The organism is Chryseobacterium manosquense, from assembly GCF_014623485.1.
Lineage (GTDB): Bacteria > Bacteroidota > Bacteroidia > Flavobacteriales > Weeksellaceae > Kaistella > Kaistella haifensis.
Window position 1 is genome coordinate 492,577 of record NZ_CP060203.1, and the last position, 23,504, is coordinate 516,080.

A 23,504-nucleotide genomic window follows, 5' to 3' on the forward strand; every position below is an offset into this window, starting at 1 on the left:
AATTTACAAAAGCATTACCGCTCCAACGGTTGAATTGCTGGTTTCGTCGACCAAAATTGCACTTCCTGTTGAATTATTTTTTTCAAAAGCATCAAAAACTAATGGTGATGCTGTTTTCAAACGTACTTTTACGATTTCATTCAGTTTTACTGAATCCGAAACCGGAGTTTGTTGCAATGTATTGACATCGATTTTGTATTCGATTTCTTTCACAACGGTTTTTATAAGTCTGCTTTTATGTTGAATAAAATACTTGTTTCCTTCGGTAAGTTCGCGCTTATCGAGCCAGCAAACTAAAGCTTCAAATTCATTTTCAACACGTGGTTTGTTTTCAGATTTCACAAAAAAATCTCCGCGGCTTACATCGATATCATCAGCGATATGTAAAACGGCAGGTTGGAGCGCAAAAACTTCTTCTACTTCAGTACCGCCGGTTTCCACTTTAGAAATCGTAGTTTCAATATTTTCCGGAAGGATGGTTATTCGATCTCCTTTTTTATAAGTTCCGGAAATAATTTGCCCTGCATAGCCACGGTAATCGTGCAGTTCTTCGGTTTGCGGACGAATAACATACTGAACCTGAAATCGTGCGTTTTCGTAATCTACATCTTCATTTACTTCAACATTTTCCAGAAAAGTGAGCAATGGTTCGTCATTAAACCACGTCATTTTCTCGGATTTGTCTACAATATTGTCTCCATTAAAAGCGGAAATAGGGAAGTAAGCTACGTTTTTCAAACCAAGACTATTTGCGACTTGATCATAATCTTTTTTAATGCTATTGAAAACATCTTCAGAATAATCTACCAAATCCATCTTGTTTACGGCCACTACTACGCGTTTCATTTTCAAAAGTGAAGCGATGATGGAATGTCTTCGGGTTTGTTCGATAACGCCTTGTCGGGCATCAATTAAAATGATGATTAACTGCGAATTGGAAGCTCCCGTGATCATGTTTCTGGTATATTGAACATGTCCCGGAGCATCGGCGATAATAAATTTTCTATTCGGAGTGGAAAAATATCGATAAGCAACGTCGATGGTAATTCCTTGTTCTCTTTCGGCGCGTAAACCGTCGGTAAGGATTGCTAAATCTATCCCGTCTGCGTTTTTATTTTTCGATTGTTTTTCTAGGGCTTCAAGCTGGTCTACCAAAATGCTTTTGCTGTCATAAAGCAGTCTTCCGATCAAGGTGCTTTTTCCATCATCTACACTTCCGGCGGTAATAAATCTTAATATATCCATGTTGATTTTGAGTAAAAATTGGGTGAAAATGAGTTGGGTTTTGTCCTAAAGAAAAAACTTAAAAATAACCTCCTTTTTTTCGGTCTTCCATTGCAGCTTCGGTCACTTTATCATCAATTCTGGTTTCGCCACGTTCGGAAATTCTGGACGCCATAATTTCATTCACCACTTCGTCCAAAGTTGCGGCATCACTTTCTACAGCAGCGGTACAAGTCATATCACCCACAGTTCTGTAACGTACTTTTTTGTTGATAATGGTGTCGTTTTCATCAATCGTAATGAAATCGGAGACGGCGATTAATTGACCATCGTATTCAATAACATCTCTTTGATGCGCAAAATAAATCGATGGCAGCTGGATTTTTTCTTTTTTAATGTAATTCCACACATCAAGTTCAGTCCAGTTTGAAATTGGGAATACCCTCACATTTTCACCTTTTTGAATTCTTCCGTTGTAGATATTCCAAAGTTCTGGCCGTTGAAGTTTCGGTTCCCACTGCCCGAAATCGTCACGTACAGAGAAAAAACGTTCTTTGGCTCTGGCTTTTTCCTCATCGCGACGGGCTCCTCCGATACAAGCATCAAATTTGAATTCCTCAATCGTATCCAGCAGGGTATGGGTTTGAAGCCAGTTTCGGGAAGCAAATTTGCCTTTCGGTTCGGTCAGTTTTTTCTCGCGAATCGTATCTTCAACTTTTCTTACGATCAGTTCAGCACCGATTTCTTGGGCCAAATGATCACGATATGCTAATGCTTCCGGGAAATTGTGTCCGGTGTCAATATGTACCAACGGAAATGGAATTTTCATTGGTGCGAAAGCTTTTTTTGCCAAATGAACCAGCGTGATGGAATCCTTACCACCACTGAAAAGCAATGCTGGATTTTCAAATTGTGCTGCTACTTCGCGCATAATGAAAATACTTTCGGCTTCTAATTGTTCCAGATAGTCTAATTGATATTTGCTCATATTGATCACTAAAAATTTTTTGAAAATTTAATTAAATAAAAAAAATAAAGAAGTTTGGCCAGCGATTTATTTCGAGTGCAGTCCACATTCCTTCTGGGATTCTTCCCAAAACCACCGGCCGGCTCTCGGGTTTTCACCTTCTGCTATGGCTCTGGTACACGGTTTACAGCCAACGCTGATAAATCCTTTTTTATGAAGAGGCAAATCCTGAACATTATGCTGTTCGATATAATCTAAAACATCCTGATAGGTCCAGTGAATCAACGGATTGAATTTGAAAAGTTTCCGGTCGCCGTCCCATTCGACCATTTTCATGTTTTCTCGATTTTCAGATTGTTCACTGCGCAATCCGGTAATCCATATTTTTGCACCTTCCAAAGCTCGATTCAATGGTTTCACTTTGCGGATGTAGCAACATTCTTTTCGATTTTCCACGGAATGAAAAAAAGCGTTGATTCCTTTTTCATTCACATATTTTTCTACATCATTTGCATCGGGAAAATAAACTTCAGTTTTGGTTTTATAGCGTGAATTGTTCTGAGAAAGCAATTCGTAATGTTCATAAAATAGTCTTCCCGTATCCAAAGTGAAAACTTTAATATTCAGTTTATTTCGAAAAATCATATCCGTAATTACCTGATCTTCTTGTCCTAAAGAAGTCGAAAAAACCACTCCTTCAGATATTTTTTCGGTGATGAAGAGAAGACTTTCCTCGGTGGATAAATTTTCGAGATGTACAATATCGTCAGTTGAAAGCATATTGAACTTTTTATTTGTGCTGGCAAATTTAGTTCATTAATATTTAATCTACAAAATAGGTAGACTTTTATCCCAAAAAAAAGCTTAGTCCTTTAATTCTAAAAGCGATTTTTTTTCCAAAATAGCCAGCGTCGCATCGCGAACTTCGATCAAAACATCGTGTAGCGAACAGTGATCTTCCGTACAATTGGTGCACTTTTCATAGAAATTAAGACTTACACAAGGCAACATTGCAATCGGACCATTTACCAATCGAATGATTCTCGCTAAGGAAATATCTCGTGGATTTTTACTGAAAAAATAGCCGCCACCTTTCCCTTTTTTACTGTCAAGAATTTCTGCTTTTTTGAGTTCTAAAAGTATGTTTTCTAAAAATTTAAGAGGAATTTTCTTTTTTTCTGCAATTTCGGAAATCAAAATCGGACCTTCACTTTGTTTTTCAACAAGATATGAAAGTGCCTTCAGTGCGTATTGCGATTTTTTGGATAACATTTAGCAAAAGTAATAAAAATAGAAAATATAAAATTTCGACTTCCATTTAAAATTGATTAAGTTCGCATAAATTTACTTTAGATTATGTTCAGTAAACAGGAAGCACAACAACTAAAAAAAGATTTTTGGATCGCATTTGGGAAAAGTTTTCCTAGAAAATGGTTATTGTATGACACGAAAATTAAAGATTTTTCTTTTAAATTTTACGCAGACAACAAGAAAGCTGAAGTTTCTATCGATATCGAAATGAAAGATGAACTCTTCCGAAATGCTTATTACGAGAAGATTTGGTCGCTGGAGGAAATTCTCAGAGAAGAAGTTGGCGATTTTTATAAAGACGAATTTTACACTTTGGAAAACGGTAAAGTAATTTCCAGAATTTGGGTTTCCAAAGAAAATGTTTCGATTTTCAACAAAAATTCGTGGCATGAAATTTTCGAATTTTTCGTGGAGAAAATGGACGGTTTCGAAAGGTTTTTTTACGATTACGAAGATTTTATCAAAGATGTTTAATACAATAAAAAACGGTTCCAAATTTTGAAATCGTTTTTTATTTAAATGAATTTTTAAGCAAATTTCTTTTTTCTAAGCCAGAAGAAAAATCCTCCTAGAAGTCCGATCAATGCAATAGGAATCAGTAAATTAATCCATTGCCATTTCGATCTTTCTTCGTCAATTCTTTGTCGGTCGAGCAAGCGTGCTTCGATATTTCGGTTTCGGAGTTCCATTAAATTAGAATCATCCAAAAGAAAATCGAGTGCATTTCTCAGGAATTGTTCGTTTCCATAGGTTTGTTTAGTGAGCAAATCTTCGCCCAAAGGCAGTGCTTTTCCTTTGTAAACCTGGTTTTTTCCGATATCGCCGTCGGCAATTACGATCATTTTATTGTCTGCACTTTGCGCTTTAAAATTTGGGAAATTTGTTCTTTCAATTCTCGAAGCGTACGCAGAATTGAATTTACCTTCTAAACTTACAGCGAAAATTTTTGGACTGCTTGGTTGGTCGAACTCACTAAGGGAATCTGTACGTACAATCTCGCTTAAAGCTATATAATTCGGGACTTGTTTCACATTGGTTCTTTCGCTGGATTCGAAAAGAACATTTGTTTTAATATTTTTTCTTCCCAAAGTGTCGATGGAAGTCGGAAATTCGAATTTTACCGGATTGATATTTTTGGTAATCGGGTTTTTGTTTTCAGCAATTCCGAGTGGGAAATAAGGCCAAAGAAAACTACTGAATTGTGGATTTCCTGCCACTTCACCTGAAACAATTCTGATCAGTGCGGATTTCTGCATGTCCTTCACCAATCCCGGATTGATGCGGATTCCGTAATTGAAAAAGAAATCCGTAAGATTGGTATCCATCGGGTATGCCATGATTTTTTTTGATTGAAAAAGAGTGTCCATTTCAGCATTTACGGCATCAATCATCCACAAAGTTTTTCCGCCATTCATGATGTATTGATCGAGGATTACTTTTTCGTTTTCGGTGAATGGTTTTCGTGGTTTTGCGATGACTAAAGCGTCCATATTTTTCAATTTAGGAACGTCGGCTAAGGTTAATTCTTTTTCGTTTGCCGGGATTATCGGACCTGCGTTGTAATTTTCGAGCGCCATTTCCATAAAACCTTGAAATTGTTCCGGCCCCAATTCGTCTTGATTGATCAGAATTCCGATATTTTTCTTTTTTTCTTCGGTAATGGCTTTAATATTTGAAGCAAAATTATATTCCAAATTTTCGATCGAGCGGGTGAGTTGTTCGGAAGCATCGATTCCTGTTTGGTTGATGATTAAAGGAATTGATGTGCCGTAAGAATTATATTTAATGGCAGCAAACGGAAACATCACGATTTCCGAGATTTTACCATCTTTCATGTCCGGAAGGATCGAAGGTTGCATTCCCATTGCAGCCAAAGTATCTTTCGACATTTTGGTTTTAATCGGATCGATGAATTTGTAATCGATTTTCGGATTGATTTTTCTAAATTCTTCCAACATAAATTTCGTTTCATTCTGCAATTGGCGGAAACTTGCCGGGAAATCACCTTCCAGATAAACATCGACTGTTAAAGGTTTTTCAACCGATTCCAAAATCTTAATGGTAGAATCGGAGAGGGTATATCTTTTTTCCTGAGTAAGATCCAGTCGTTTCGAGAAAATTCCGAAAACTCCGGCCAATAAAACGAGTGCGAGAATGCTATATATAATGTTCTTTTTGTTCATTTTTAAATGTCTAAACGGTTCAGATTATTTTTTCTTTTCTACAAAAATTTTTGCCAAAAACAAACAAATTCCTATTACTAAAATGAAATAGAAAACATCTTTGGTGTCGATTAAACCGCGTGTGAAAGCTAGAAAATGCTGATAAAATCCAAGTTTGGAAAGCACATAATCTGCACCGCCCAATAATTTATAACTTGCCAATTGCTCGATCCCGAAATAGAAAATAAAACATAGGAAAACGCCGAGTAAATAAGCCATAATTTGGTTCTGAGAAAGGGAAGAAGCCAAGATTCCGACAGCCGAAAATGCTGCGGTAAGAATGACCAATCCGAAATAACTTCCGAAAGTTGCTCCCAAATCGATATTGCCTTCCGGAACGCCCAAAACATAAACCGTATACAAATAAAAAACGGATGGAACTAAGCAAAGAATTCCAACCAGCCATACGGAAAGAAATTTTCCGACGATGATTTCGGAGATTTTTATTGGTTGTGAGAAAAGCCAGTTCAAAGTTCCGGATTGTTGCTCTTCTGCCAAAGTTTTCATCGAAATAGCGGGAATGATGAACATGAGCAACCAAGGAACCAAAACGAAATAACTTTGAAGAGAAGCAGTTCCGATATCGAAAATATTGGAATCGTTTTCGAAGAAAAACAGAAAAAGGGTTCCGATTAAACTGAACGCTGCGATGATCAGCCAAGCGCTCCAATTTCCGAAATAACTCCAGAGTTCTTTTTTAAATATTGCAATCATTTTTTATAATGAATTTATTTGAAAATAAAAGTTTATTTTTTCTTGTTGACCAATTTTACGGTCATCATAATGGCAAAAACCAGAACGAAAAACCCTACAATTAATTGCCACCAATATTCAATCACCATCGATTTTAGAATCACTGTAAATACGACGAGAAATAGGATGAAAGTAGCGATTTCATTAGCTTGCCGAAGTTTGATGTTTGCTATTGGTAAAGTGTTTCCGGCGAGAATTTTCATTTGTAAAACTTTTTTCCAGCACCAGAAATGATAAAATGCAAGTCCAATCAAAAAGGTGAGTTTCAGGTGAAACCAAGGTGTTTTCATTAACCCGAAATTTAAAAAAATCATCGTTAAACCGCTTGCAAGCATGATGATTCCTGCTGGAACGGTGATGATATTCCATAATCTTCTCGCCATGAAAATGTATTGTGCTCGTAGGATTTGTTTTTTTTGATCCTCAAAAACATCAGTGTCTTTATAATAAACGAACAGCCGAACCAGGTAAAAAATTCCTGAAAAATAACTCACCATGAAAATGATGTGAATGGCTTTGATAATGGTATAAAGCATCTGAAAAATTTATGTGCAAAGATAAAAGATTTATGTTTAGGAAATGGTATGGATATGATTGTCTTATTATTAATGTTAAAATTGCGTTTTTAAGGAAGAGTTCGATTTTTTTTTTAGTTTTTTTGTAAACTAATAATTTTTAAAATATCAATATGAAAAGAATTTTCCAATTGTGTTTTGGTTTGGCCTTTTTCTCATTCGGTTTTTCTCAGGAATTAAAACCGGTTGCGGAAAAAGTGAAAAACGCGCACGTTGCCAACAAAGCTTTTGTAAAGTACAGTCCCTTCACTGTGGATTCGTCACCGAATAAGCAGATTGCTTACCGCACTGCAGCAGAAGGTGTTACCGTGATGAAACTGCAAAAAGCTGAATTGCTGAGGATTAATACTGAAAAACCCGAAGCTTTAGAAATGGATTTTCCTTTTGAAGGGAAAAACATCACTGTAGAATTGGTGAAAAACAATTTTTTCACACATGATTTCAAAGTTAATACCGATAAAGGCTACATCAATTACACGCCGGGAGTGTACTATCAGGGAATTGTGAAAGGTGATCAGGAATCGCTTGTAGCAATTAGTTTTTTCAAAGATGATGTGGTTGGCGTAACTTCCATTAAAAATATTGGGAACATTGTTATCGGTAAATCCAAAAACGCGGATGAATTTGTTTCTTATAATGACCAAAAACTGAAAGGCGAAAATCCTTTTTCGTGCTCCGCAGATGAGTTGGTTGAAAATAAAAAATTGGCAGCTCCATCTTACGATCCGAAAACGATGACGGCAAAGAAAACCGATAACTGTGTGAGAATTTATTACGAAGCAGGTTACGGTCCTTACACCCAAAATGGTTCTAACGTTACTACAACGACCAACTGGGTTACTTCAATGCACAATAATATTTCTACGCTTTATGCAAATGACGGAATTACTGTTGCTTTAAGTGAAATTATGGTTTGGACGACTACAGATCCTTATTCAGGAAGTCCATCGAATATCTTGAATCAGTTCCGAACTACAAGAACTTCATTTAATGGAGATGTTGCGCAATTGTTGAGAAACCCAGCTACAACAAGTATCGCATGGGTGAATGCTTTATGTAGTTCTTACAAATATTCTTACTCAGGAGTGAATTTCAGCTATCAGGATGTTCCTACTTATTCATGGAATATCGAAGCAATGACCCATGAAATTGGACATAATTTAGGTTCTCCTCACACTCACGCTTGTAACTGGAATGGTGATAACACCGCAATCGATGGTTGTGGACCTGCTTCCGGAAATAATGAAGGTTGTGACGCTCCACTTCCAACCGGAACTGGAGGTACGATCATGAGTTATTGTCATTTGGTTTCCTCTGTCGGAATAAATTTTGCCAACGGATTTGGTCCTCAACCGGGTGCTTTGATTAGAGCTACCGTGAACTCTAAAGGATGTCTAGGTACAGATTGTGTGGCATCTTGTGAATCTACCATTACCGGACTTACTTTGAGCAATGTTACAACCAATTCGGCTACTGCTACCATTGTGGATAATGTAGCGACAAGTTGGAAGTATAAACTTGCTAAAATGGACGGAACTGTAATTACTTCCGGAATTACTTCGAATAAAGTTTTGCAGTTCAATAATTTAAATGAAGGAAGTTACTACAATGTTTCTGTGGGAACCGAATGTTCAGGGCCGCAAGCTTTTGCTTATGAACAACTTATTCTTACTGATGCAAACTGGTGTAGTGGAGTTGCATTTACCGATCCGGGAGGAGCTGATGCTAATTACGGAGACAATCAAATTATTACCAAAACTTTCTATCCATCAAATTCAAATGAAAAATTGAAACTTACTTTCTCATTATTTGATACCGAAGCCGATTATGATTTTATGAATGTTTATAACGGACCAACGACTGGCTCCCCAAGATTTAGCGGAGGTACACAACTTTCCGGAACTACAATTCCAGGTCCATTTACTTCTACCCATGCAACTGGTGCGATTACCGTAAGATTTATTTCTGATCCAGGAGTTAATGCAGCAGGTTGGAATGCTAATTTTGAATGTATGACCTTAGCTACAGGTGAAACTTCTGCTACAGCATCTGTAAGCATTTCTCAATCGTCTGTAAAAGGAATTTTCGACATCAAATCTAAAGATAAAATGCATTCTTATTCGGTGTTTGATGCATCAGGGAAATTGGTGAAAAATAACGTGAAATCTAATTCAACTGATGAAAAACTAGATCTTACCGCTTTCCCGAAAGGAACTTACGTGGTAAGTGTGATCACGTCCAAAGAAACTGTTACCAAAAAAGTAATCAGATAAAATTCTGTAATCAAAGAAAAAGCCGTCTCGAAAGTAGACTGCACCCAAAAAGTTAGACACTTTTTAGGGGCAGTCCAAAGAGGCGGCTTTTTTTATTAATAAATATTAAAAAAATTCAATATAAATACTTTCGCCAACCTTCATGCCGAATAATGTTTTTGCACCATTTTGGCTATTTCCTTTGTAAATAGTAAGCTCCAGTAAACCCGCATCATTGAAGATTGCTACAGATTTGCCATGATATTCGTGCTCATTTTGCCAATCGCTGACAAACTCGGTATATTGATTGTAAATTCTAGAAAGTGCCAAATTTCTGAACTTCACGATGAAATTTTCATAACCAACGCCGTTTTTTTCGAAGAATTTTTTGCTGATGTTTGAAATTACATTCCCGAAATTATCGATATACATGATTTCTCCGATAATCATTTTTTCGCTTTCATTAAAAACTGGTCGTGGAAACGAAAGTTGCTTTGGGGTTTTATATTTTCTTCCGATGACTTCCGGTAAGCCACCATTTTTTAAGTGAACAGCTGCAGGTGCAAAAATATCGGTTGAGGTGAAATTCACTTCATCATCAAATCGATTGTTAAAAGTGATTTCGTACACAGCTTCCGGCTTGATGTCGTAGAAAATTAAACTTAAAACTCCATTATCCGCCGCGATGAAATAATGTCCATCCGCTTGATAAAGAATGCATTTTCTGTCTTTGGTATAAAAGCTATCAACTGCAATAATATGAACAGTGCCTTTCGGGAAAAAAGAATAGGCATTTCTTACGATGTACGCGGTTTGAAGAAGGTTATAGGCTTGGATTTCATGGGAAATATCTGCAATTTTTACATTTTCATTTAAGCTCAGGATTTTTCCCTTCACAGAAGGAACCCTGTGATCTACCAACCCATAATCTGATGTGAATGTAATAATAGACATGATGATTTGTAAAGAATCGCAAATTTAGTTTAAAATAATATTTTTCTTCTCATTGTGGAAAATAAAAATGCCGTATTTGAAATTATTTCGATAATTTTAGGGAAAATATTAATATTAAAGAACACTTAAATGTTTGAACTGAACTACGAAATTACAGGCATCGATGCCAAAACTTTTTACGGAGTTAATAATCAGTATTTCAATCTTTTAAAATCGACTTTTCCGACCCTTAAAATTACAGGAAGAGATCATTTTATCTTTGCTTTAGGAAACAATGAAGCACTCGATGTACTGAAAAATAAGCTGGATGATCTCGTCAGTTTCATCTCTAAACACAATTCAATTACTTTAAAAGATGTTGAAAATATCTTGAATATTAAGAACGAAACCGAAAAACAACTGGTTTTTGATCAAGATATTATTGTAAAAGGCGTAAACGGCAAGATTATTAAGGCGAAGACGACTAATTTGAAAAAACTCGTAAAAGAATGCGAGAAAAAAGATATGGTTTTCGCGATAGGACCTGCGGGAACCGGAAAAACTTATACCAGTGTGGCGTTGGCAGCGAAAGCCCTGCGCGATAAGGAAGTGAAAAGAATTATTCTCACGAGACCTGCGGTGGAAGCAGGTGAAAGCTTGGGATTTCTTCCAGGTGATTTAAAAGAGAAACTGGATCCATATTTACAGCCGCTTTACGATGCACTTCGAGATATGATTCCCCACGAAAAACTGGAAGGATTTATTGAGAAAAAAGTAATCGAAGTGGCACCACTGGCTTTCATGCGCGGGCGTACGCTCGATGAAGCATTCGTAATCCTCGACGAAGCACAGAATACAACGCATTCTCAAATGAAAATGTTCCTTACAAGAATGGGAATGAATGCGAAATTCATCATCACCGGGGATCCGAGTCAGGTGGATTTACCATTAAGGCAAAAATCCGGTTTGAAGGAAGCGATGAGAATCTTGAAAGATGTGCAGGAAATAGGTTTTGTACACCTTACCGAAGAAGATGTGGTGCGACATCCGGTAGTTCGAAAAATTATTAACGCTTACGGAAACGAAGAGAAACGACAGAGAGAAGAGTAATTCATGATAAAAGTCATGTTAACGGAATGTTAAATAAACTTATCTTTGCAGCCAAATTAAATTAAAAATTATGAAAAAATTATTGCTTGTTGGTGCATTAGCACTTTTCGCGGCTGTAAATGCACAAACTGAAAAAGGATCTTGGGTAATCGGTGGTAGCACAACTTTAGGATTCAACTCTGCAACTTCTAAGTACAAATATGATGGAGAGTCAGAAGATGGACCAAAAGTATCTACAGTTACTGTAACTCCATCTGTGGCTTACTTCGTTGCAAATAATATTGCAGTAGGAGTAGATTTAGGAATTTCTTCTATTTCTCAGAAAGAAGAAAGTAATAATTATAGTGATAAAACCACCACCACTACTATTTCAGTAATGCCGACTGGAACTTACTACTTTAAATCAGCTTCTAACATTCTTCCTTATTTAGGTGTTGGTGTTGGGTACGCTTCCTCAAAAGTTAAAAATACTTATACATTTGGTAACCAATCTGGCACTGATGAAGAAAAAGTTGACGGTTTTGCTTACAAAGCAAAAGGTGGTGTAGTATTTTTGCTTAACCAAAGCGTTGGTATTGATTTAGGAGTTTCTTACATGGGAATCAACGGAAAACTTGATTCAGACAACGATGTTAAAGTTAATACTGGAACTGTTGGTGTAAATGCTGGTGTTTCTGTATTCTTCAAATAAGAATTTTATTAAGTTCATTATCCCGTTTCGCAAGAAGCGGGATTTTTTTTGTTTTTACTATTAATTTTTCCGGAAAAATAGGAATCATCTTTTGTAGTCGATGTTTTAATTGATATTTTTGATGAAAATTAAAAACTTATGAAAAAACTATTCTTAGCTGTGGCGATCGTTTTGTTTGGAGCGATCAATGCTCAAGTTAAATTTGGGATCAACGGTGGATTTTCGTCGGCTGCAGTTTCTGATGATTTTGATGAGCTTACTGCAGGTTATTATGCAGGGGTTTTCACCGAATTCGGAATTCCGGGATTTGCCAAAATGCAACCGGCCGTTAATTATGTGAAATTTAAAGATGATTCTTATCTGCAAATTCCGGTGATGATGAAATTTTATTTCCTGCCGAAAGTAAATGTGCAGCTAGGTCCGCAATTCGCTTTCAGATTAGGTGAAGTTCCAGATACGATCAACAAAACGAATTTTGGCGCAGCAGTTGGTTTAGGAGCTGATTTGTTTTCCGGTTTGCTCATTGAAGCCAGATACGCTTTTCAGTTGAATAATGCTTTCAACAGCCCTGCAGCAGGCGAGAAATTGCATTTCAACTTATTTAATGTAGGTTTAGGTTTGCGACTTTAAGGATTAAAAAATAGCTCACAAAAAATCCCGAATCATTACAATTCGGGATTTTTTTATCTGATAATTCTGGAAATTTAAAGGTTATTTTCCGAAAAGATTACCGCCCATTCCTGGCATTTTTGGCATTCCTTTGCTCATCATTTCCATCATTTGTTTTCCTTGTGGACCTTGCATCATTTTCATCATTTTACCCATTTGGTCAAATTGTTTCATCAAAGCGTTTACGTCTTCAATTTTTCTTCCGGAACCTTTTGCAATTCGGTTTTTTCTTTGGGTATTGATGATGGATGGTCGTCTTCTTTCCTCCGGCGTCATCGAGTAGATGATGGCTTCGATGTGTTTGAAAGCATCATCTTGAATGTCCACATCTTTGATCGCTTTTCCAACTCCCGGAATCATTCCCATCAAATCCTTCATATTTCCCATTTTTTTGATCTGGTTGATCTGTTTTAGGAAATCATCAAAACCGAATTCGTTTTTAGCGATTTTTTTGTGAAGTTTTTTTGCTTCTTCTTCATCAAATTGTTCCTGAGCTCTTTCTACAAGGGAAACAACGTCACCCATTCCCAAAATTCTGTCCGCCATTCTTTCAGGATAGAAAACATCAAGTGCTTCCATTTTTTCACCGGTTGAAATAAACTTGATAGGTTTTTCAACAACAGAACGGATGGTAAGAGCCGCTCCACCACGGGTATCACCATCTAACTTGGTCAAAACAACTCCGTCAAAGTTTAAGGCTTCGTTAAAGGTCTTAGCAGTATTCACGGCATCCTGACCCGTCATGGAATCTACCACGAATAAAGTCTCATTAGGCTTGATGAAATAATGAACCGATTTAATCTCGTTCATCATCTGCTCATCAACAGCCAAACGGCCCGCGGTATCCACAATTACTACATCGTGGTTGTTTTCTTTCGCAAATTTCACGGCATTTTCAGCAATTGAGGATGGATTTACAGCGCCTGGTTCTGTATATACTGGGATTCCTATTTGGTTTCCTAAAACTTTCAATTGTTCTATCGCGGCAGGTCTGTACACGTCGCAAGCGACCAATAGAGGCTTTTTGTTTCTTTTTTGTTTAAGATAATTTGCCAATTTTCCCGAGAAAGTGGTTTTACCGGAACCTTGTAATCCAGCAATTAAAATTACGGTTGGTTTCCCGGAAAGGTTGATTCCTTCTTGGGTTCCGCCCATTAATTCTACCAATTCATCGTGAACGATTTTGGTCATCAATTGTCCCGGAGTTAAACTGGTTAAAACATTTTGTCCTAAAGCTTTTTCCTGAACTCTCTTGGTTAAATCTTTTGCAACTTTATAATTAACATCGGCATCCACCAATGCGCGGCGGATTTCTTTTACGGTTTCTGCAACGTTGATTTCAGTAATCTTTCCGCGTCCGGAAATATTATGAAGTGCTTTATCTAACTTATCCTGTAAACTATTGAACATTGTTTTTTATTTAAGATGCGCAAAAATACAGAAATTTGATGAATTTTAAAATTCTAAATTTTTCTATTGTCTTATAATCATTAGATTTGCAAAAATGTAAACAGCATGTCCGACGAAAAACCAACCGAAGAGGAGTTCAGCAAAGAAGACCAAGAAAATTTCGAAAAGAATGGTTTGCGGCAGTATGGCGTCTATTCAGCGATTGTTTTTCAGATGCTCGCAACGATGGGACTCGCGTTTTGGGGTGGCAAAAAAATTAATGATCATTTCGAGATTGAACGAAATCTTTTAACTATTGGCATAGGGTTTTTGGGAATGGGACTTGCGTTTTATAATCTTCTTCATCAGCTAAAAAATATTCAGAATAATGAAAATAAAAAGTAATACCATATATGTGATTTTGTTTTTTTTAATGTTTGCCTTGCATTTTTTCATTTGGCAAAACTTAAATATTGGTTTTGAAACCACTTTTATTAAGTATTATTTGTTTCTTACCTTACTTTTTATGATGGTAGTGACGGTGATTTCAATCATCAAAAAAATATATCCAAATTATGTGGGATTTGGATTTATGGGTTTGGTGATGTTTAAATTAATGCTGATGCTATTGGTAATGAAGAAACTTAATTTGAATGAAGTTCCTAATTATAAGGTTCATTTCATCATTCCATATTTAATCGCTTTGGTGCTGGAAACATTGTACGCGGTAAAAATTATTCAGGATGGAGAGGTTTCCGAATCCTCGAAAGATGAAAAAAATCAGTAAAAATTGATTTTTATATTATGATTATTTGTTCTATTTTTGCAAAACTTTAAAATAAGATATAGCAATGCTGAAAAGAGTAGTTCTTGTACTAGGTTTTTTATCGACATTTTCAACATCGTTTGCACAGCACGACGCTGTTGTAGTAAGCGAAACACCTGTTGCTACGGCTCCTGCACAGGCGACAGAAGTGCCTGCGGCGGTTACTGAAAAAGACAAAATTAAGAAAGAAAACAAGGACTTTATTAATCATCACCTTTTGGATGCGCACAGCTTCGATATCATGGTGACTAAAGAGGGAAAGCATATTGGTTTTCCGCTTCCTGTGATTTTTTATGATAAAGCTAATGGTTTTCATGCGATGATGAGTTCCGCTTTTCACCACGGCGAAGAAGTGGTAGAAAGTAAAGGTGGACACTACAAACTTTTCCACGAAAAAATCTATAAAACCGATGCTTCAGGAACAATTAACCTAGATGCAGAGCACCATCCAACCAATGAAAAAGTCTTGGATCTATCCATTACTAAAAGTGTGCTAATGATTGTTTTGGTATCTTTATTAATGATTTTTATTTTTGGTGGAATTGCTAGAAGCTATAAAAATTCTTTAGTACCAAGTGGTGCTGGAAAACTCCTAGAACCATTGATTCTTTTTATAAGAGACGATATTGCTAAACCAAACATCGGTCCGAAATACAAGAAATACATGGGTTATTTGCTCACTATTTTCTTCTTTATTTTGTTCTTGAATATTTTGGGATTGTTGCCATTTGGGATTAACGTAACTGGAAATATCGCAGTTACTGCGGCTTTAGCAATATTTACATTCTTTATTACACAATTTACAGCAAACAAAACATACTGGCAACACATTTTCTGGATGCCGGGATTGCCTTGGCCAATGAAAATTGTAATGATGCCAATTGAAATTATTGGAATGTTCATTAAGCCATTCGCACTTTTGATACGTCTTTTTGCGAACATGACCGCGGGACACATTGTAATCATGTCACTTATCGCGATGATCTATGTTTTCAAAAATATAATCGCGGGAGTAGCATTCTCTTTCTTAACATTTGTACTTTATCTTCTTGAAATATTAGTTGCTTTCTTGCAGGCATATATCTTCACCATGCTTTCTGCCGTATATTTCGGTATGGCAAACGAAGAACATGCGCATGAAGGCGAAGAAGGAGTAGCACATCATTAATAAAACCTTTTAAATTTTTATATTATGGATCTTAAATTAGTAGGAGCAGGTTTAGTAGTAATCGGAGCAGGTCTTGGTATCGGTAAAATCGGTGCTGCGGCTCTAGAAGGTATGGCTAGACAACCAGAACAAGCTGGTAAGCTTCAAACTGCAATGCTTATTGCTGCTGCACTTGTTGAAGGTCTTGCTTTTGCTGCACTTTTCGCAGTTTAATCAAGCTATTCAGCCACCAAAAATCATCTGCCGGGAACGGTTGGTTACGGCAGATGTTTTTCTAAAAAAAACAAAATCAATTACAATATATATCATAACTCATTATGGGATTATTAGAAAATTTTTCATCAGGTTTATTCATCATACAATCCGTGGTTTTTATCATTCTGTTGTTGGTACTAAGAAAATTCGCATGGAAACCAATTATGGATGCTTTGAATGAAAGAGAAGGAACAATTGTTGATTCTCTTAATCAAGCTAAATTGGCAAGACAGGAAGTGCAGAATTTGAAGGCTGAAAACGAAAACATTATCCGTGAAGCTAAAATTGAGCGCGACAATATCTTGAAAGAAGCAAAAGAAATCAAAGAAAGAATTGTAGGTGATGCCAAGAATGTTGCTCAAACCGAAGCTGATAAAATTATCGAGCAGGCAAGACAATCAATCCAAGCAGAGAAAACTGCGGCAATGGCAGATATTAAAAACCAAATCGGTGCTCTTTCCGTAACCATCGCTGAGTCTATCCTGAAGCAAAAATTAGATAACGACGTTGCTCAAAACGCTTTGGTAGAAAACATTCTTAACAAATCTAATTTGAACTAAAATGCTTACAAGTAAAGTAGCAAAAAGATACGCACAAGGATTGCTTAATTTTACCCAAGAAACAGCTCAAACTGATGCTGTTTTCGGGGAGATGGGCGATATTGTGAAAACGATTGAAAAATCAAAAGAACTACAGAATTTTTTTGATTCTCCGATTATTGATAGTAAGAAAAAAGCAAACATAGCTTTAGAAGTTTTCAAGAACTTTTCTCCTGTTACCAAAAGTTTTCTTCAGTTGATCATTAAACAAGGTCGTGAAAGTCAATTGCAAAACATCGCTCAAGAATTCATCAACAAAGTGGAAGATATGAAAGGTGTTCAGCGAATTACTTTAACATCCGCCGCACAGTTGTCTGATGAAAATATTAGCAACATCTTGAAATCATCAGATTTGGTAAATCATAACCAGACTTTCGATGTAAAATCGATCATCAACCCAAATCTTTTAGGAGGTTATATCTTGAGAGTTGGCGATCAGCAAATAGATCAATCAGTGAAATCGAAACTAAGTAAGTTAAAAAAAGAATTTCAATTAAATTAAGATAAAACAACCATAAAATGGCAGAAATAAATCCGGCAGAAGTATCTGCAATTCTTAAACAGCAGCTAGCAAACTTCGATACACAATCGAATGTGGAAGAAGTAGGAACTGTATTGTCCATCGGTGATGGTATCGCTTTGGTATACGGTTTAGAAAATGTTCAGTACGGTGAATTGGTGAAGTTTGAAAGCGGTATTGAAGGTATCGTATTGAACCTTGCTGAAGACAACGTAGGTGTTGCACTTCTTGGTGAATCCAAATTAGTAAAAGAAGGTGATACCGTAAATAGAACCAAAAGAATTTCATCAATCAAAGTTGGTGAAGGGATGTTGGGTAGAGTAGTTGATATCCTTGGAAACCCAATCGATGGAAAAGGACCTATCGCTGGTGACTTATTCGAAATGCCATTGGAAAGAAAAGCTCCTGGAGTTATTTTCCGTCAACCGGTTACCGAGCCACTTCAAACTGGTATCGTTGCAATCGACTCCATGATTCCAATCGGAAGAGGACAGAGAGAATTAATCATCGGTGACCGTCAAACCGGGAAAACTACCGTTGCGATTGACACGATTTTGAATCAAAAAGAATTTTACGACGCAGGTCAACCAGTATATTGTATCTATGTTGCAGTGGGACAAAAAGGTTCTACCGTAGCACAAATCGTTCAAACTTTGGCGGATAAAGGAGCTTTAGCTTACACGGTTGTTGTAGCTGCAAACGCTTCTGATCCTTCTCCAATGCAGGTTTATGCACCAATGGCGGGAGCTGCAATCGGTGAATATTTCCGTGATACAGGAAGACCGGCTTTAATTATTTATGATGATTTATCTAAACAAGCGGTTGCTTACCGTGAACTTTCGCTACTTTTGAGAAGACCACCGGGACGTGAAGCTTATCCAGGAGATGTTTTCTACCTTCACTCAAGATTGTTGGAAAGAGCGGCAAAAGTTATTGCAGACGACACAATCGCTGCACAAATGAACGATTTGCCGGAATCTTTGAGACCAATGGTTAAAGGTGGTGGTTCGTTAACAGCACTTCCAATCATCGAAACTCAAGCGGGAGACGTTTCTGCGTATATTCCAACCAACGTAATTTCAATTACGGACGGACAGATTTTCTTGGAATCAGACTTGTTCAACTCGGGAGTTCGTCCTGCGATCAACGTGGGGATCTCTGTATCGAGAGTAGGTGGTAACGCACAGATTAAGTCAATGAAGAAAGTTTCTGGTACGCTAAAACTTGACCAAGCGCAGTACAAAGAATTGGAAGCGTTTGCGAAATTCGGTTCCGACCTTGATGCTACTACACTTGCCGTAATTACTAAAGGTGAAAAAAACGTGGAAATCTTGAAACAGCCGGTAAACTCTCCATTAAGAGTTGAAGACCAAGTTGCAATGGTTTACGCAGGAACTGAAAACTTGTTAAGAAACGTTCCTGTAAAAAAGGTGAAAGAATTTATGAAAGAATATAGAGAATTCTTGAAATCTAAGCATCCAGAAACCATGGCAGCCATCAAATCCGGAAAGATTGATGACAACATTACAGGAGTTTTGAAGCAAGCTGCTACAGAACTGGCTTCTAAATACAACTAAAATTAATTCAATATTCAATATTCGGAATGTATTTTCTGAATATTGAATTTTAAATTTTCAACCCATAGAATGGCAAACTTAAAGGAAATACGAGGAAGAATTACTTCAATCTCTTCGACAATGCAAATTACCAGTGCAATGAAAATGGTTTCGGCAGCGAAACTAAAAAAAGCAACGGATGCTATTGTCATGCTGAGACCTTACTCAGAAAAATTGCAGGAAATTATTGAAAATGTAAGTTCCACAACTGATCTCGAAGGGGTTTCTACTTTCACTGCTGAAAGAGAAGTGAAAAAAGTTCTTTATATTGTAGTTACTTCAAACAAAGGGCTTGCCGGAGCTTTCAATTCTTCGGTGATCAAAGAGCTTAATCATGTGATTGGAAACACCCAACACGAAGTAGAAATTCTGTCCGTAGGGAAAAAAGTATTTGACGCTGTTAGAAGAACCCGAAAAGTGTACGATAACCAAAGTGCAATTTTCGATGGAATGAGTTTTCAAGTAGTTTCCAATTTTATGGAAAACGTAATGAAAGATTATAAAGAAGAAAAATTCGATAAAGTTTTTGTGATTTATAATAAATTCATCAACGCAGCAACTCAGGAGGTTCATACAGAGCAGGTTTTACCAATCGCAATGGCTGCAAAAGAAGAAAATACAAATACCGATTATATTTTCGAACCAAATGCGGCCGAAATCCTTAATGTTTTGATTCCGAAATCCATCAAAACTCAGGTTTACAAAGCGATTCTCGATTCTATCGCTTCCGAACACGGAGCTAGAATGACCGCTATGCACAAAGCAACCGACAACGCACAAGCTTTAAGAAATGATCTGGTAATTTTCTACAACAAAGCGCGACAAGTAGCAATTACGAACGAAATTTTGGAAATTGTATCCGGAGCGGAAGCCTTGAAAAATTCCTAAGAAAAATTCTTTTTTTAAGATTATAAATGAAGCATCGAAACATTCGGTGCTTTTTTTTATATATTTTAGTCAACGATTTTCGGATTACTTAATTATTTAATTTTGTATATCTTTGTATCAAATATTTTTTAAAAATTTAAATGGACTCAGACGTCGTCAAGCTTTTCTTAGCATTATTCTTAGTATTACTCAATGGTTTTTTCGTAGCCGCAGAATTTTCTATCGTTAAAGTTCGTTACTCCCAAATTCAGCTCAAAGCCGCCGAAGGCAACTCTATGGCAAAACAGGCGGAACATATCATCAAACATCTTGATGAATACCTTTCAGCCACTCAGCTCGGGATTACACTTGCTTCATTGGCATTAGGTTGGGTCGGCGAAAGTGCGATGCACCATATCATCGAGAAGATTTTCCATTATTTCAATTTTGAAATTGCACAAGTATCGATTACTACCATTTCTTTGGTTTTAAGTTTCCTTTTGATTACCGTGATGCATATTGTTTTCGGGGAATTAATTCCGAAATCCATTGCAATTCGAAAATCCGAAGCCACCACAATGTTCATTGCAGTACCGCTAAGGGCCTTCTATACCATCTTCAAACCTTTTATTTGGTCCATGAATCAAATGTCAAACGGCGTTTTGCGATTGATGAAAATTCATCCCGCGTCGGAACATGAGATTCATTCCACTGAAGAGTTGCAACTTTTGGTAAAGCAATCCGCAGATTCTGGTGAAATTGAAGAAGAAAATTACGAAATCATCAAAAATGCTTTCGATTTTACCGATCATTCTGCGAAGCAGATTATGGTTCCACGACAGAATATTTCTTCCATTGATATCGAAGAACCTGTGGAAGAAATTATCACGAAGATCATGGATGGAGGTTATTCACGGCTTCCAGTTTACAAAAATTCAATCGATAATATTATCGGAATTTTTTATGCAAAGGAAATTATCCGAGAATATGTAAAAAGAAAAGGTCAAATTACCCATGAAGATTTGGAAAAACTCATGCGCGAACCGTTCTTCGTTGTTGGCAGCAAGAAAATTTCGGATCTATTGAAAGTTTTCCAGCAGAAAAAGCAACACTTGGCAGTGGTAATCGATGAGTTTGGCGGAACGGAAGGAATCATAACTCTGGAGGATATTTTGGAGGAATTGGTTGGCGAAATTCAAGATGAAGAAGATGACGAAGAGAAAATCGTAGACAAAGTTGGAGAAAATGTTTATTGGGTTCAGGCAACTCAGCCGTTAGATGAAATTAATGAGCATTTACCAAAGAAATTCCCGCTTTCCGAAGACGGCGAATACAACACATTGGCTGGTTATATTCTGCATGAATTGCAAGACATTCCGGAAGAAAACCAGGAGTTCAACATTAATGATTATCATGTGAAAATCCTGAAAATGCAAAATAAGAGTGTCGATTTGGTTGAATTGGTTTACGAAGAACCGAATGTTATCGATGTTTTGACCGAAGAAATCAGTGAAATTTAATTTAAAATTTAATCTTTGATGATTTTTTTTAATAGCGTTCCTGGCTTTGTAAAGGATTACGAAAAACCACAGCGTGAATACGAAGAAGATGTTGCGCTGATGGAAGATGAAGACGAAGTTTACAAATTGGTGCTTTGGAACGATGATGTCAATACTTTTGATTATGTAATTGAATGCCTGATAGAAATTTGCGGACACACCTTGGAACAAGCCGAACAATGCACGATATTGGTTCATTACAAAGGGAAATGTACCGTGAAAACAGGAAGCTTGGAACTCCTTAAGCCAATGCATGAAAAATTAATTTCCCGAAGTTTAACTTCAGAAATCGTATAACCAAAGTTTCGTCTCCGAAACTTTTCTTTTATAAAAAAATATGAGTTCAGTACTTTTAATCGTGATTGTCGTAACTGCTATTATCAGTTTTATTGCTTTCAATAATCAAAATATTTTCGAGAAATATAAATTTAACGTCGGTGCAATTCTGAGAAACAAAGAATACATCAGGTTGCTTTCCGCCGGTTTTTTGCATGGCGATTTGATGCACTTGTTGTTCAATATGATGACATTGTATTTCTTTGGACCTATTGTTAATCAAGCCTTTGGAGATTTTGGGTTTTTGATGATTTATTTCGGATCGATTCTTCTCGGAAATTTATTTTCCTTGTATTTGTATAAAAACCAGTCTTGGTATTCCGCAATTGGGGCGAGTGGTGGTGTTTCCGGGATTTTGTTTGCATCTATCGCGATGATTCCGGATTTGCCAATTTATTTTTTCTTCATTCCAATTCCGATACCGGGTTATATTTTTGGATTTCTTTACTTCGCTTATTCTGTTTACAGCATGCTAAATCCTCGCCAACAAGATAATATCGGACATGCTGCGCATTTGGGAGGTGCATTTTTTGGTTTGATTTATGCAGTGGCCTTGCAACCGGAACGAGCGATAGAAAACGCATTATTCCTCGGAATTATGTCGATTCCTTTGATTTATATGGCTTACCAGGTTTTCGTGAAGAAGAGAATAGGATAATTTTTTACTTCTTTCCCCAAACGAAGCGATCATTCCCCGAAATATCTTTCATTAAATGAACATCCGCTAAAATTTCCTGATAAAGTTGTAGGGTTTCATCTCCTAATTTTTGGTTAATTTCGAGGAAGATCATTCCGTTTTCTGAAAGGTATTTTCTGCAATCTTTCGCAATTTTTTCATAGAAAACCAATGCGTTTGAAGTAGGAGAGAAAAGTGCCATTTTGGGTTCAAAATCTTTTACCGAATCCGCAATTTCATTTTCCTCGTCGATTCCGATGTATGGCGGATTCGAGATGATAATGTCGTATTTTTGGGTTAAATTTTCATTCAAATAATCTTGATGAATAAATTCAATTTCAACTTTATGAAAATCGGCGTTTTTCTGAGCCACTTCTAAAGCTTTTTCAGAATAATCAATCGCGGAAATTTTTGCATCAGGGAATTTCTTTTTCAAAACAATCGGAATTATTCCGCTTCCAGTTCCGATATCCAGGATTTTTAAAGCTTTATTTTGAAAGTTGTTTTTAATTTTTTCAATGGCCAATTCCAGCAATTCTTCGGTTTCCGGACGAGGAATCAGAACGTTTTCATCCATAAAAATTTTTAGTCCGTAAAATTCAGTTTCTCCTAGAATTTGCTGAAAAGGTTTCCCTGTTTTCAGTTCGGAAATGAAATTTTCCAAATCTTCAATATGACTTTCCAAAAGTGGATGGTTTTCAAAACGTCTTTGGAGATATTTGTCGAAACCTACCAGCTTGTTGACAAATATGGAATAAAGGGCCGCGCTTTCGGATTCCGTGTACAATTCCAAAAGTTCTTTTTTAAAGTATATTTTAAATTCTGAAATGGTCATTTTCTTACTATTTTTCTTTCTTTAATTTTAACATTTAAATATAATTCCTTTTTTCGAAGAAGTCTGCAATATATGTTCAAACATTTATTAAATAAGGAAAAAACAAAAATTTAATATTTTTTGAAAATAAAATTACTATTTTTGAGAAATC

General features: G+C 36.5%; 26 protein-coding genes. 16 read left to right on the forward strand and 10 right to left on the reverse strand.

The features are described 5' to 3' along the window. Positions 1–3: 3 nt before the first annotated feature. The 4 genes from H0S70_RS02215 to H0S70_RS02230 form a co-directional block, all read right to left on the reverse strand. Complete coding sequence (locus H0S70_RS02215; RefSeq protein WP_188321553.1) at positions 4–1,245, reverse strand: sulfate adenylyltransferase subunit 1; 1,242 nt, start codon at positions 1,243–1,245, stop codon at positions 4–6. A 58-nt stretch (positions 1,246–1,303) separates the two neighbouring features. Then, complete coding sequence (gene cysD, locus H0S70_RS02220; RefSeq protein WP_188321554.1) at positions 1,304–2,212, reverse strand: sulfate adenylyltransferase subunit CysD; 909 nt, start codon at positions 2,210–2,212, stop codon at positions 1,304–1,306. 66 nt (positions 2,213–2,278) lie between these two features. Beyond that, a complete protein-coding gene (locus H0S70_RS02225; protein WP_123248010.1) occupies positions 2,279–2,971 on the reverse strand; it encodes a phosphoadenylyl-sulfate reductase in 693 nt (230 codons plus the stop codon). A gap of 84 nt (positions 2,972–3,055) precedes the next feature. Further along, complete coding sequence (locus H0S70_RS02230) at positions 3,056–3,463, reverse strand: RrF2 family transcriptional regulator (protein ID WP_031501695.1); 408 nt, start codon at positions 3,461–3,463, stop codon at positions 3,056–3,058. A gap of 84 nt (positions 3,464–3,547) precedes the next feature. On the opposite strand from H0S70_RS02230, the gene H0S70_RS02235 reads away from it, so the two are divergent. Continuing rightward, positions 3,548–3,976: a DUF4268 domain-containing protein gene (locus tag H0S70_RS02235; RefSeq protein ID WP_188321555.1), complete on the forward strand. Its 429-nt coding sequence runs from the start codon at positions 3,548–3,550 to the stop codon at positions 3,974–3,976. 53 nt (positions 3,977–4,029) lie between these two features. On the opposite strand, the gene gldG is transcribed toward H0S70_RS02235, so the two are convergent. From gldG to H0S70_RS02250, 3 genes are read right to left on the reverse strand one after another with little or no spacing between them, the layout of a single operon-like run. Then, entirely contained in the window at positions 4,030–5,685 is a 1,656-nt protein-coding gene (gene gldG / locus H0S70_RS02240; protein WP_188321556.1) for a gliding motility-associated ABC transporter substrate-binding protein GldG, read from the reverse strand. Between the two features lie 24 nt (positions 5,686–5,709). After that, positions 5,710–6,438, reverse strand: coding sequence for an ABC transporter permease subunit (locus tag H0S70_RS02245; protein WP_188321557.1), 729 nt, complete (start codon positions 6,436–6,438; stop codon positions 5,710–5,712). Between the two features lie 32 nt (positions 6,439–6,470). Beyond that, on the reverse strand, positions 6,471–7,013 hold the full coding sequence (locus H0S70_RS02250; protein WP_188321558.1) for a CopD family protein: 543 nt from the start codon (positions 7,011–7,013) through the stop codon (positions 6,471–6,473). Positions 7,014–7,165: 152 nt separating this feature from the next. Between H0S70_RS02250 and H0S70_RS02255 the strand changes: the two genes are divergently transcribed. Continuing rightward, the gene (locus H0S70_RS02255; RefSeq protein ID WP_188321559.1) at positions 7,166–9,325 is read left to right on the forward strand and encodes a M12 family metallo-peptidase; all 2,160 of its coding nucleotides are present in this window, start codon (positions 7,166–7,168) and stop codon (positions 9,323–9,325) included. A gap of 105 nt (positions 9,326–9,430) precedes the next feature. On the opposite strand, the gene H0S70_RS02260 is transcribed toward H0S70_RS02255, so the two are convergent. After that, complete coding sequence (locus H0S70_RS02260) at positions 9,431–10,258, reverse strand: SAM hydrolase/SAM-dependent halogenase family protein (RefSeq protein ID WP_123904618.1); 828 nt, start codon at positions 10,256–10,258, stop codon at positions 9,431–9,433. A 129-nt stretch (positions 10,259–10,387) separates the two neighbouring features. Here H0S70_RS02260 and H0S70_RS02265 point away from each other — a divergent pair, with 129 nt between their 5' ends. From H0S70_RS02265 to H0S70_RS02275, 3 genes are all read left to right on the forward strand, one after another. Beyond that, complete coding sequence (locus tag H0S70_RS02265) at positions 10,388–11,347, forward strand: PhoH family protein (RefSeq protein WP_188321560.1); 960 nt, start codon at positions 10,388–10,390, stop codon at positions 11,345–11,347. An 82-nt stretch (positions 11,348–11,429) separates the two neighbouring features. Next, entirely contained in the window at positions 11,430–12,038 is a 609-nt protein-coding gene (locus tag H0S70_RS02270) for an OmpW family outer membrane protein (RefSeq protein WP_228453767.1), read from the forward strand. Positions 12,039–12,176: 138 nt separating this feature from the next. Beyond that, positions 12,177–12,668, forward strand: coding sequence for an outer membrane beta-barrel protein (locus tag H0S70_RS02275; RefSeq protein ID WP_123248000.1), 492 nt, complete (start codon positions 12,177–12,179; stop codon positions 12,666–12,668). Between the two features lie 81 nt (positions 12,669–12,749). Here the strand turns inward: H0S70_RS02275 and ffh are convergent, their stop codons facing one another. Beyond that, positions 12,750–14,117, reverse strand: coding sequence for a signal recognition particle protein (gene ffh, locus H0S70_RS02280; RefSeq protein WP_188321562.1), 1,368 nt, complete (start codon positions 14,115–14,117; stop codon positions 12,750–12,752). 105 nt (positions 14,118–14,222) lie between these two features. Here ffh and H0S70_RS02285 point away from each other — a divergent pair, with 105 nt between their 5' ends. From H0S70_RS02285 to H0S70_RS02335, 11 genes are all read left to right on the forward strand, one after another. Further along, positions 14,223–14,501: an AtpZ/AtpI family protein gene (locus tag H0S70_RS02285; RefSeq protein WP_188321563.1), complete on the forward strand. Its 279-nt coding sequence runs from the start codon at positions 14,223–14,225 to the stop codon at positions 14,499–14,501. Next, positions 14,485–14,883: a hypothetical protein gene (locus H0S70_RS02290; RefSeq protein WP_088263777.1), complete on the forward strand. Its 399-nt coding sequence runs from the start codon at positions 14,485–14,487 to the stop codon at positions 14,881–14,883. Before H0S70_RS02285 ends, H0S70_RS02290 begins: the two co-directional genes overlap by 17 nt. A 64-nt stretch (positions 14,884–14,947) precedes the next feature. Then, a complete protein-coding gene (atpB, locus tag H0S70_RS02295; RefSeq protein WP_188321564.1) occupies positions 14,948–16,090 on the forward strand; it encodes a F0F1 ATP synthase subunit A in 1,143 nt (380 codons plus the stop codon). A gap of 24 nt (positions 16,091–16,114) precedes the next feature. Continuing rightward, positions 16,115–16,303, forward strand: coding sequence for an ATP synthase F0 subunit C (atpE, locus tag H0S70_RS02300; RefSeq protein WP_031503230.1), 189 nt, complete (start codon positions 16,115–16,117; stop codon positions 16,301–16,303). Positions 16,304–16,407: 104 nt separating this feature from the next. Next, positions 16,408–16,905 (forward strand): F0F1 ATP synthase subunit B, encoded by a 498-nt coding sequence (gene atpF / locus H0S70_RS02305; RefSeq protein ID WP_188321565.1) that lies wholly within the window; start codon positions 16,408–16,410, stop codon positions 16,903–16,905. A gap of 1 nt (position 16,906) precedes the next feature. Then, the gene (gene atpH / locus H0S70_RS02310; RefSeq protein WP_123247994.1) at positions 16,907–17,446 is read left to right on the forward strand and encodes an ATP synthase F1 subunit delta; all 540 of its coding nucleotides are present in this window, start codon (positions 16,907–16,909) and stop codon (positions 17,444–17,446) included. A gap of 17 nt (positions 17,447–17,463) precedes the next feature. After that, positions 17,464–19,041 carry a F0F1 ATP synthase subunit alpha gene (atpA, locus tag H0S70_RS02315; RefSeq protein ID WP_123247993.1) on the forward strand — a complete coding sequence of 526 codons (1,578 nt, stop codon included), beginning with the start codon at positions 17,464–17,466 and terminating at the stop codon, positions 19,039–19,041. Between the two features lie 69 nt (positions 19,042–19,110). Continuing rightward, complete coding sequence (gene atpG / locus H0S70_RS02320) at positions 19,111–19,968, forward strand: ATP synthase F1 subunit gamma (protein WP_188321566.1); 858 nt, start codon at positions 19,111–19,113, stop codon at positions 19,966–19,968. 140 nt (positions 19,969–20,108) lie between these two features. After that, positions 20,109–21,467, forward strand: a complete 1,359-nt coding sequence (locus H0S70_RS02325) for a hemolysin family protein (protein WP_188321567.1) — start codon at positions 20,109–20,111, stop codon at positions 21,465–21,467. Between the two features lie 18 nt (positions 21,468–21,485). Beyond that, the gene (locus H0S70_RS02330) at positions 21,486–21,803 is read left to right on the forward strand and encodes an ATP-dependent Clp protease adaptor ClpS (protein WP_031502123.1); all 318 of its coding nucleotides are present in this window, start codon (positions 21,486–21,488) and stop codon (positions 21,801–21,803) included. Between the two features lie 40 nt (positions 21,804–21,843). Next, positions 21,844–22,500 carry a rhomboid family intramembrane serine protease gene (locus H0S70_RS02335; RefSeq protein ID WP_188321568.1) on the forward strand — a complete coding sequence of 219 codons (657 nt, stop codon included), beginning with the start codon at positions 21,844–21,846 and terminating at the stop codon, positions 22,498–22,500. 4 nt (positions 22,501–22,504) lie between these two features. On the opposite strand, the gene prmC is transcribed toward H0S70_RS02335, so the two are convergent. Further along, positions 22,505–23,353 carry a peptide chain release factor N(5)-glutamine methyltransferase gene (gene prmC, locus H0S70_RS02340; protein WP_188321569.1) on the reverse strand — a complete coding sequence of 283 codons (849 nt, stop codon included), beginning with the start codon at positions 23,351–23,353 and terminating at the stop codon, positions 22,505–22,507. Positions 23,354–23,504: the final 151 nt, after the last annotated feature.

Coding starts and splice junctions, on each gene's coding strand:
- atpB (WP_188321564.1), top strand. CDS start 14,948: ATGCTGAAAAGAGTAGTTCTTGTACTAGGTTTTTTATCGACATTTTCA.
- gldG (WP_188321556.1), bottom strand. CDS start 5,685: ATGAACAAAAAGAACATTATATATAGCATTCTCGCACTCGTTTTATTG.
- H0S70_RS02245 (WP_188321557.1), bottom strand. CDS start 6,438: ATGATTGCAATATTTAAAAAAGAACTCTGGAGTTATTTCGGAAATTGG.
- H0S70_RS02250 (WP_188321558.1), bottom strand. CDS start 7,013: ATGCTTTATACCATTATCAAAGCCATTCACATCATTTTCATGGTGAGT.
- H0S70_RS02325 (WP_188321567.1), top strand. CDS start 20,109: ATGGACTCAGACGTCGTCAAGCTTTTCTTAGCATTATTCTTAGTATTA.
- atpG (WP_188321566.1), top strand. CDS start 19,111: ATGGCAAACTTAAAGGAAATACGAGGAAGAATTACTTCAATCTCTTCG.
- H0S70_RS02335 (WP_188321568.1), top strand. CDS start 21,844: ATGAGTTCAGTACTTTTAATCGTGATTGTCGTAACTGCTATTATCAGT.
- H0S70_RS02260 (WP_123904618.1), bottom strand. CDS start 10,258: ATGTCTATTATTACATTCACATCAGATTATGGGTTGGTAGATCACAGG.
- cysD (WP_188321554.1), bottom strand. CDS start 2,212: ATGAGCAAATATCAATTAGACTATCTGGAACAATTAGAAGCCGAAAGT.
- ffh (WP_188321562.1), bottom strand. CDS start 14,117: ATGTTCAATAGTTTACAGGATAAGTTAGATAAAGCACTTCATAATATT.
- atpH (WP_123247994.1), top strand. CDS start 16,907: ATGCTTACAAGTAAAGTAGCAAAAAGATACGCACAAGGATTGCTTAAT.
- H0S70_RS02275 (WP_123248000.1), top strand. CDS start 12,177: ATGAAAAAACTATTCTTAGCTGTGGCGATCGTTTTGTTTGGAGCGATC.
- H0S70_RS02225 (WP_123248010.1), bottom strand. CDS start 2,971: ATGCTTTCAACTGACGATATTGTACATCTCGAAAATTTATCCACCGAG.
- H0S70_RS02290 (WP_088263777.1), top strand. CDS start 14,485: ATGAAAATAAAAAGTAATACCATATATGTGATTTTGTTTTTTTTAATG.
- H0S70_RS02235 (WP_188321555.1), top strand. CDS start 3,548: ATGTTCAGTAAACAGGAAGCACAACAACTAAAAAAAGATTTTTGGATC.
- H0S70_RS02265 (WP_188321560.1), top strand. CDS start 10,388: ATGTTTGAACTGAACTACGAAATTACAGGCATCGATGCCAAAACTTTT.
- H0S70_RS02255 (WP_188321559.1), top strand. CDS start 7,166: ATGAAAAGAATTTTCCAATTGTGTTTTGGTTTGGCCTTTTTCTCATTC.
- atpA (WP_123247993.1), top strand. CDS start 17,464: ATGGCAGAAATAAATCCGGCAGAAGTATCTGCAATTCTTAAACAGCAG.
- prmC (WP_188321569.1), bottom strand. CDS start 23,353: ATGACCATTTCAGAATTTAAAATATACTTTAAAAAAGAACTTTTGGAA.
- H0S70_RS02215 (WP_188321553.1), bottom strand. CDS start 1,245: ATGGATATATTAAGATTTATTACCGCCGGAAGTGTAGATGATGGAAAA.
- H0S70_RS02230 (WP_031501695.1), bottom strand. CDS start 3,463: ATGTTATCCAAAAAATCGCAATACGCACTGAAGGCACTTTCATATCTT.
- atpE (WP_031503230.1), top strand. CDS start 16,115: ATGGATCTTAAATTAGTAGGAGCAGGTTTAGTAGTAATCGGAGCAGGT.
- atpF (WP_188321565.1), top strand. CDS start 16,408: ATGGGATTATTAGAAAATTTTTCATCAGGTTTATTCATCATACAATCC.
- H0S70_RS02330 (WP_031502123.1), top strand. CDS start 21,486: ATGATTTTTTTTAATAGCGTTCCTGGCTTTGTAAAGGATTACGAAAAA.
- H0S70_RS02285 (WP_188321563.1), top strand. CDS start 14,223: ATGTCCGACGAAAAACCAACCGAAGAGGAGTTCAGCAAAGAAGACCAA.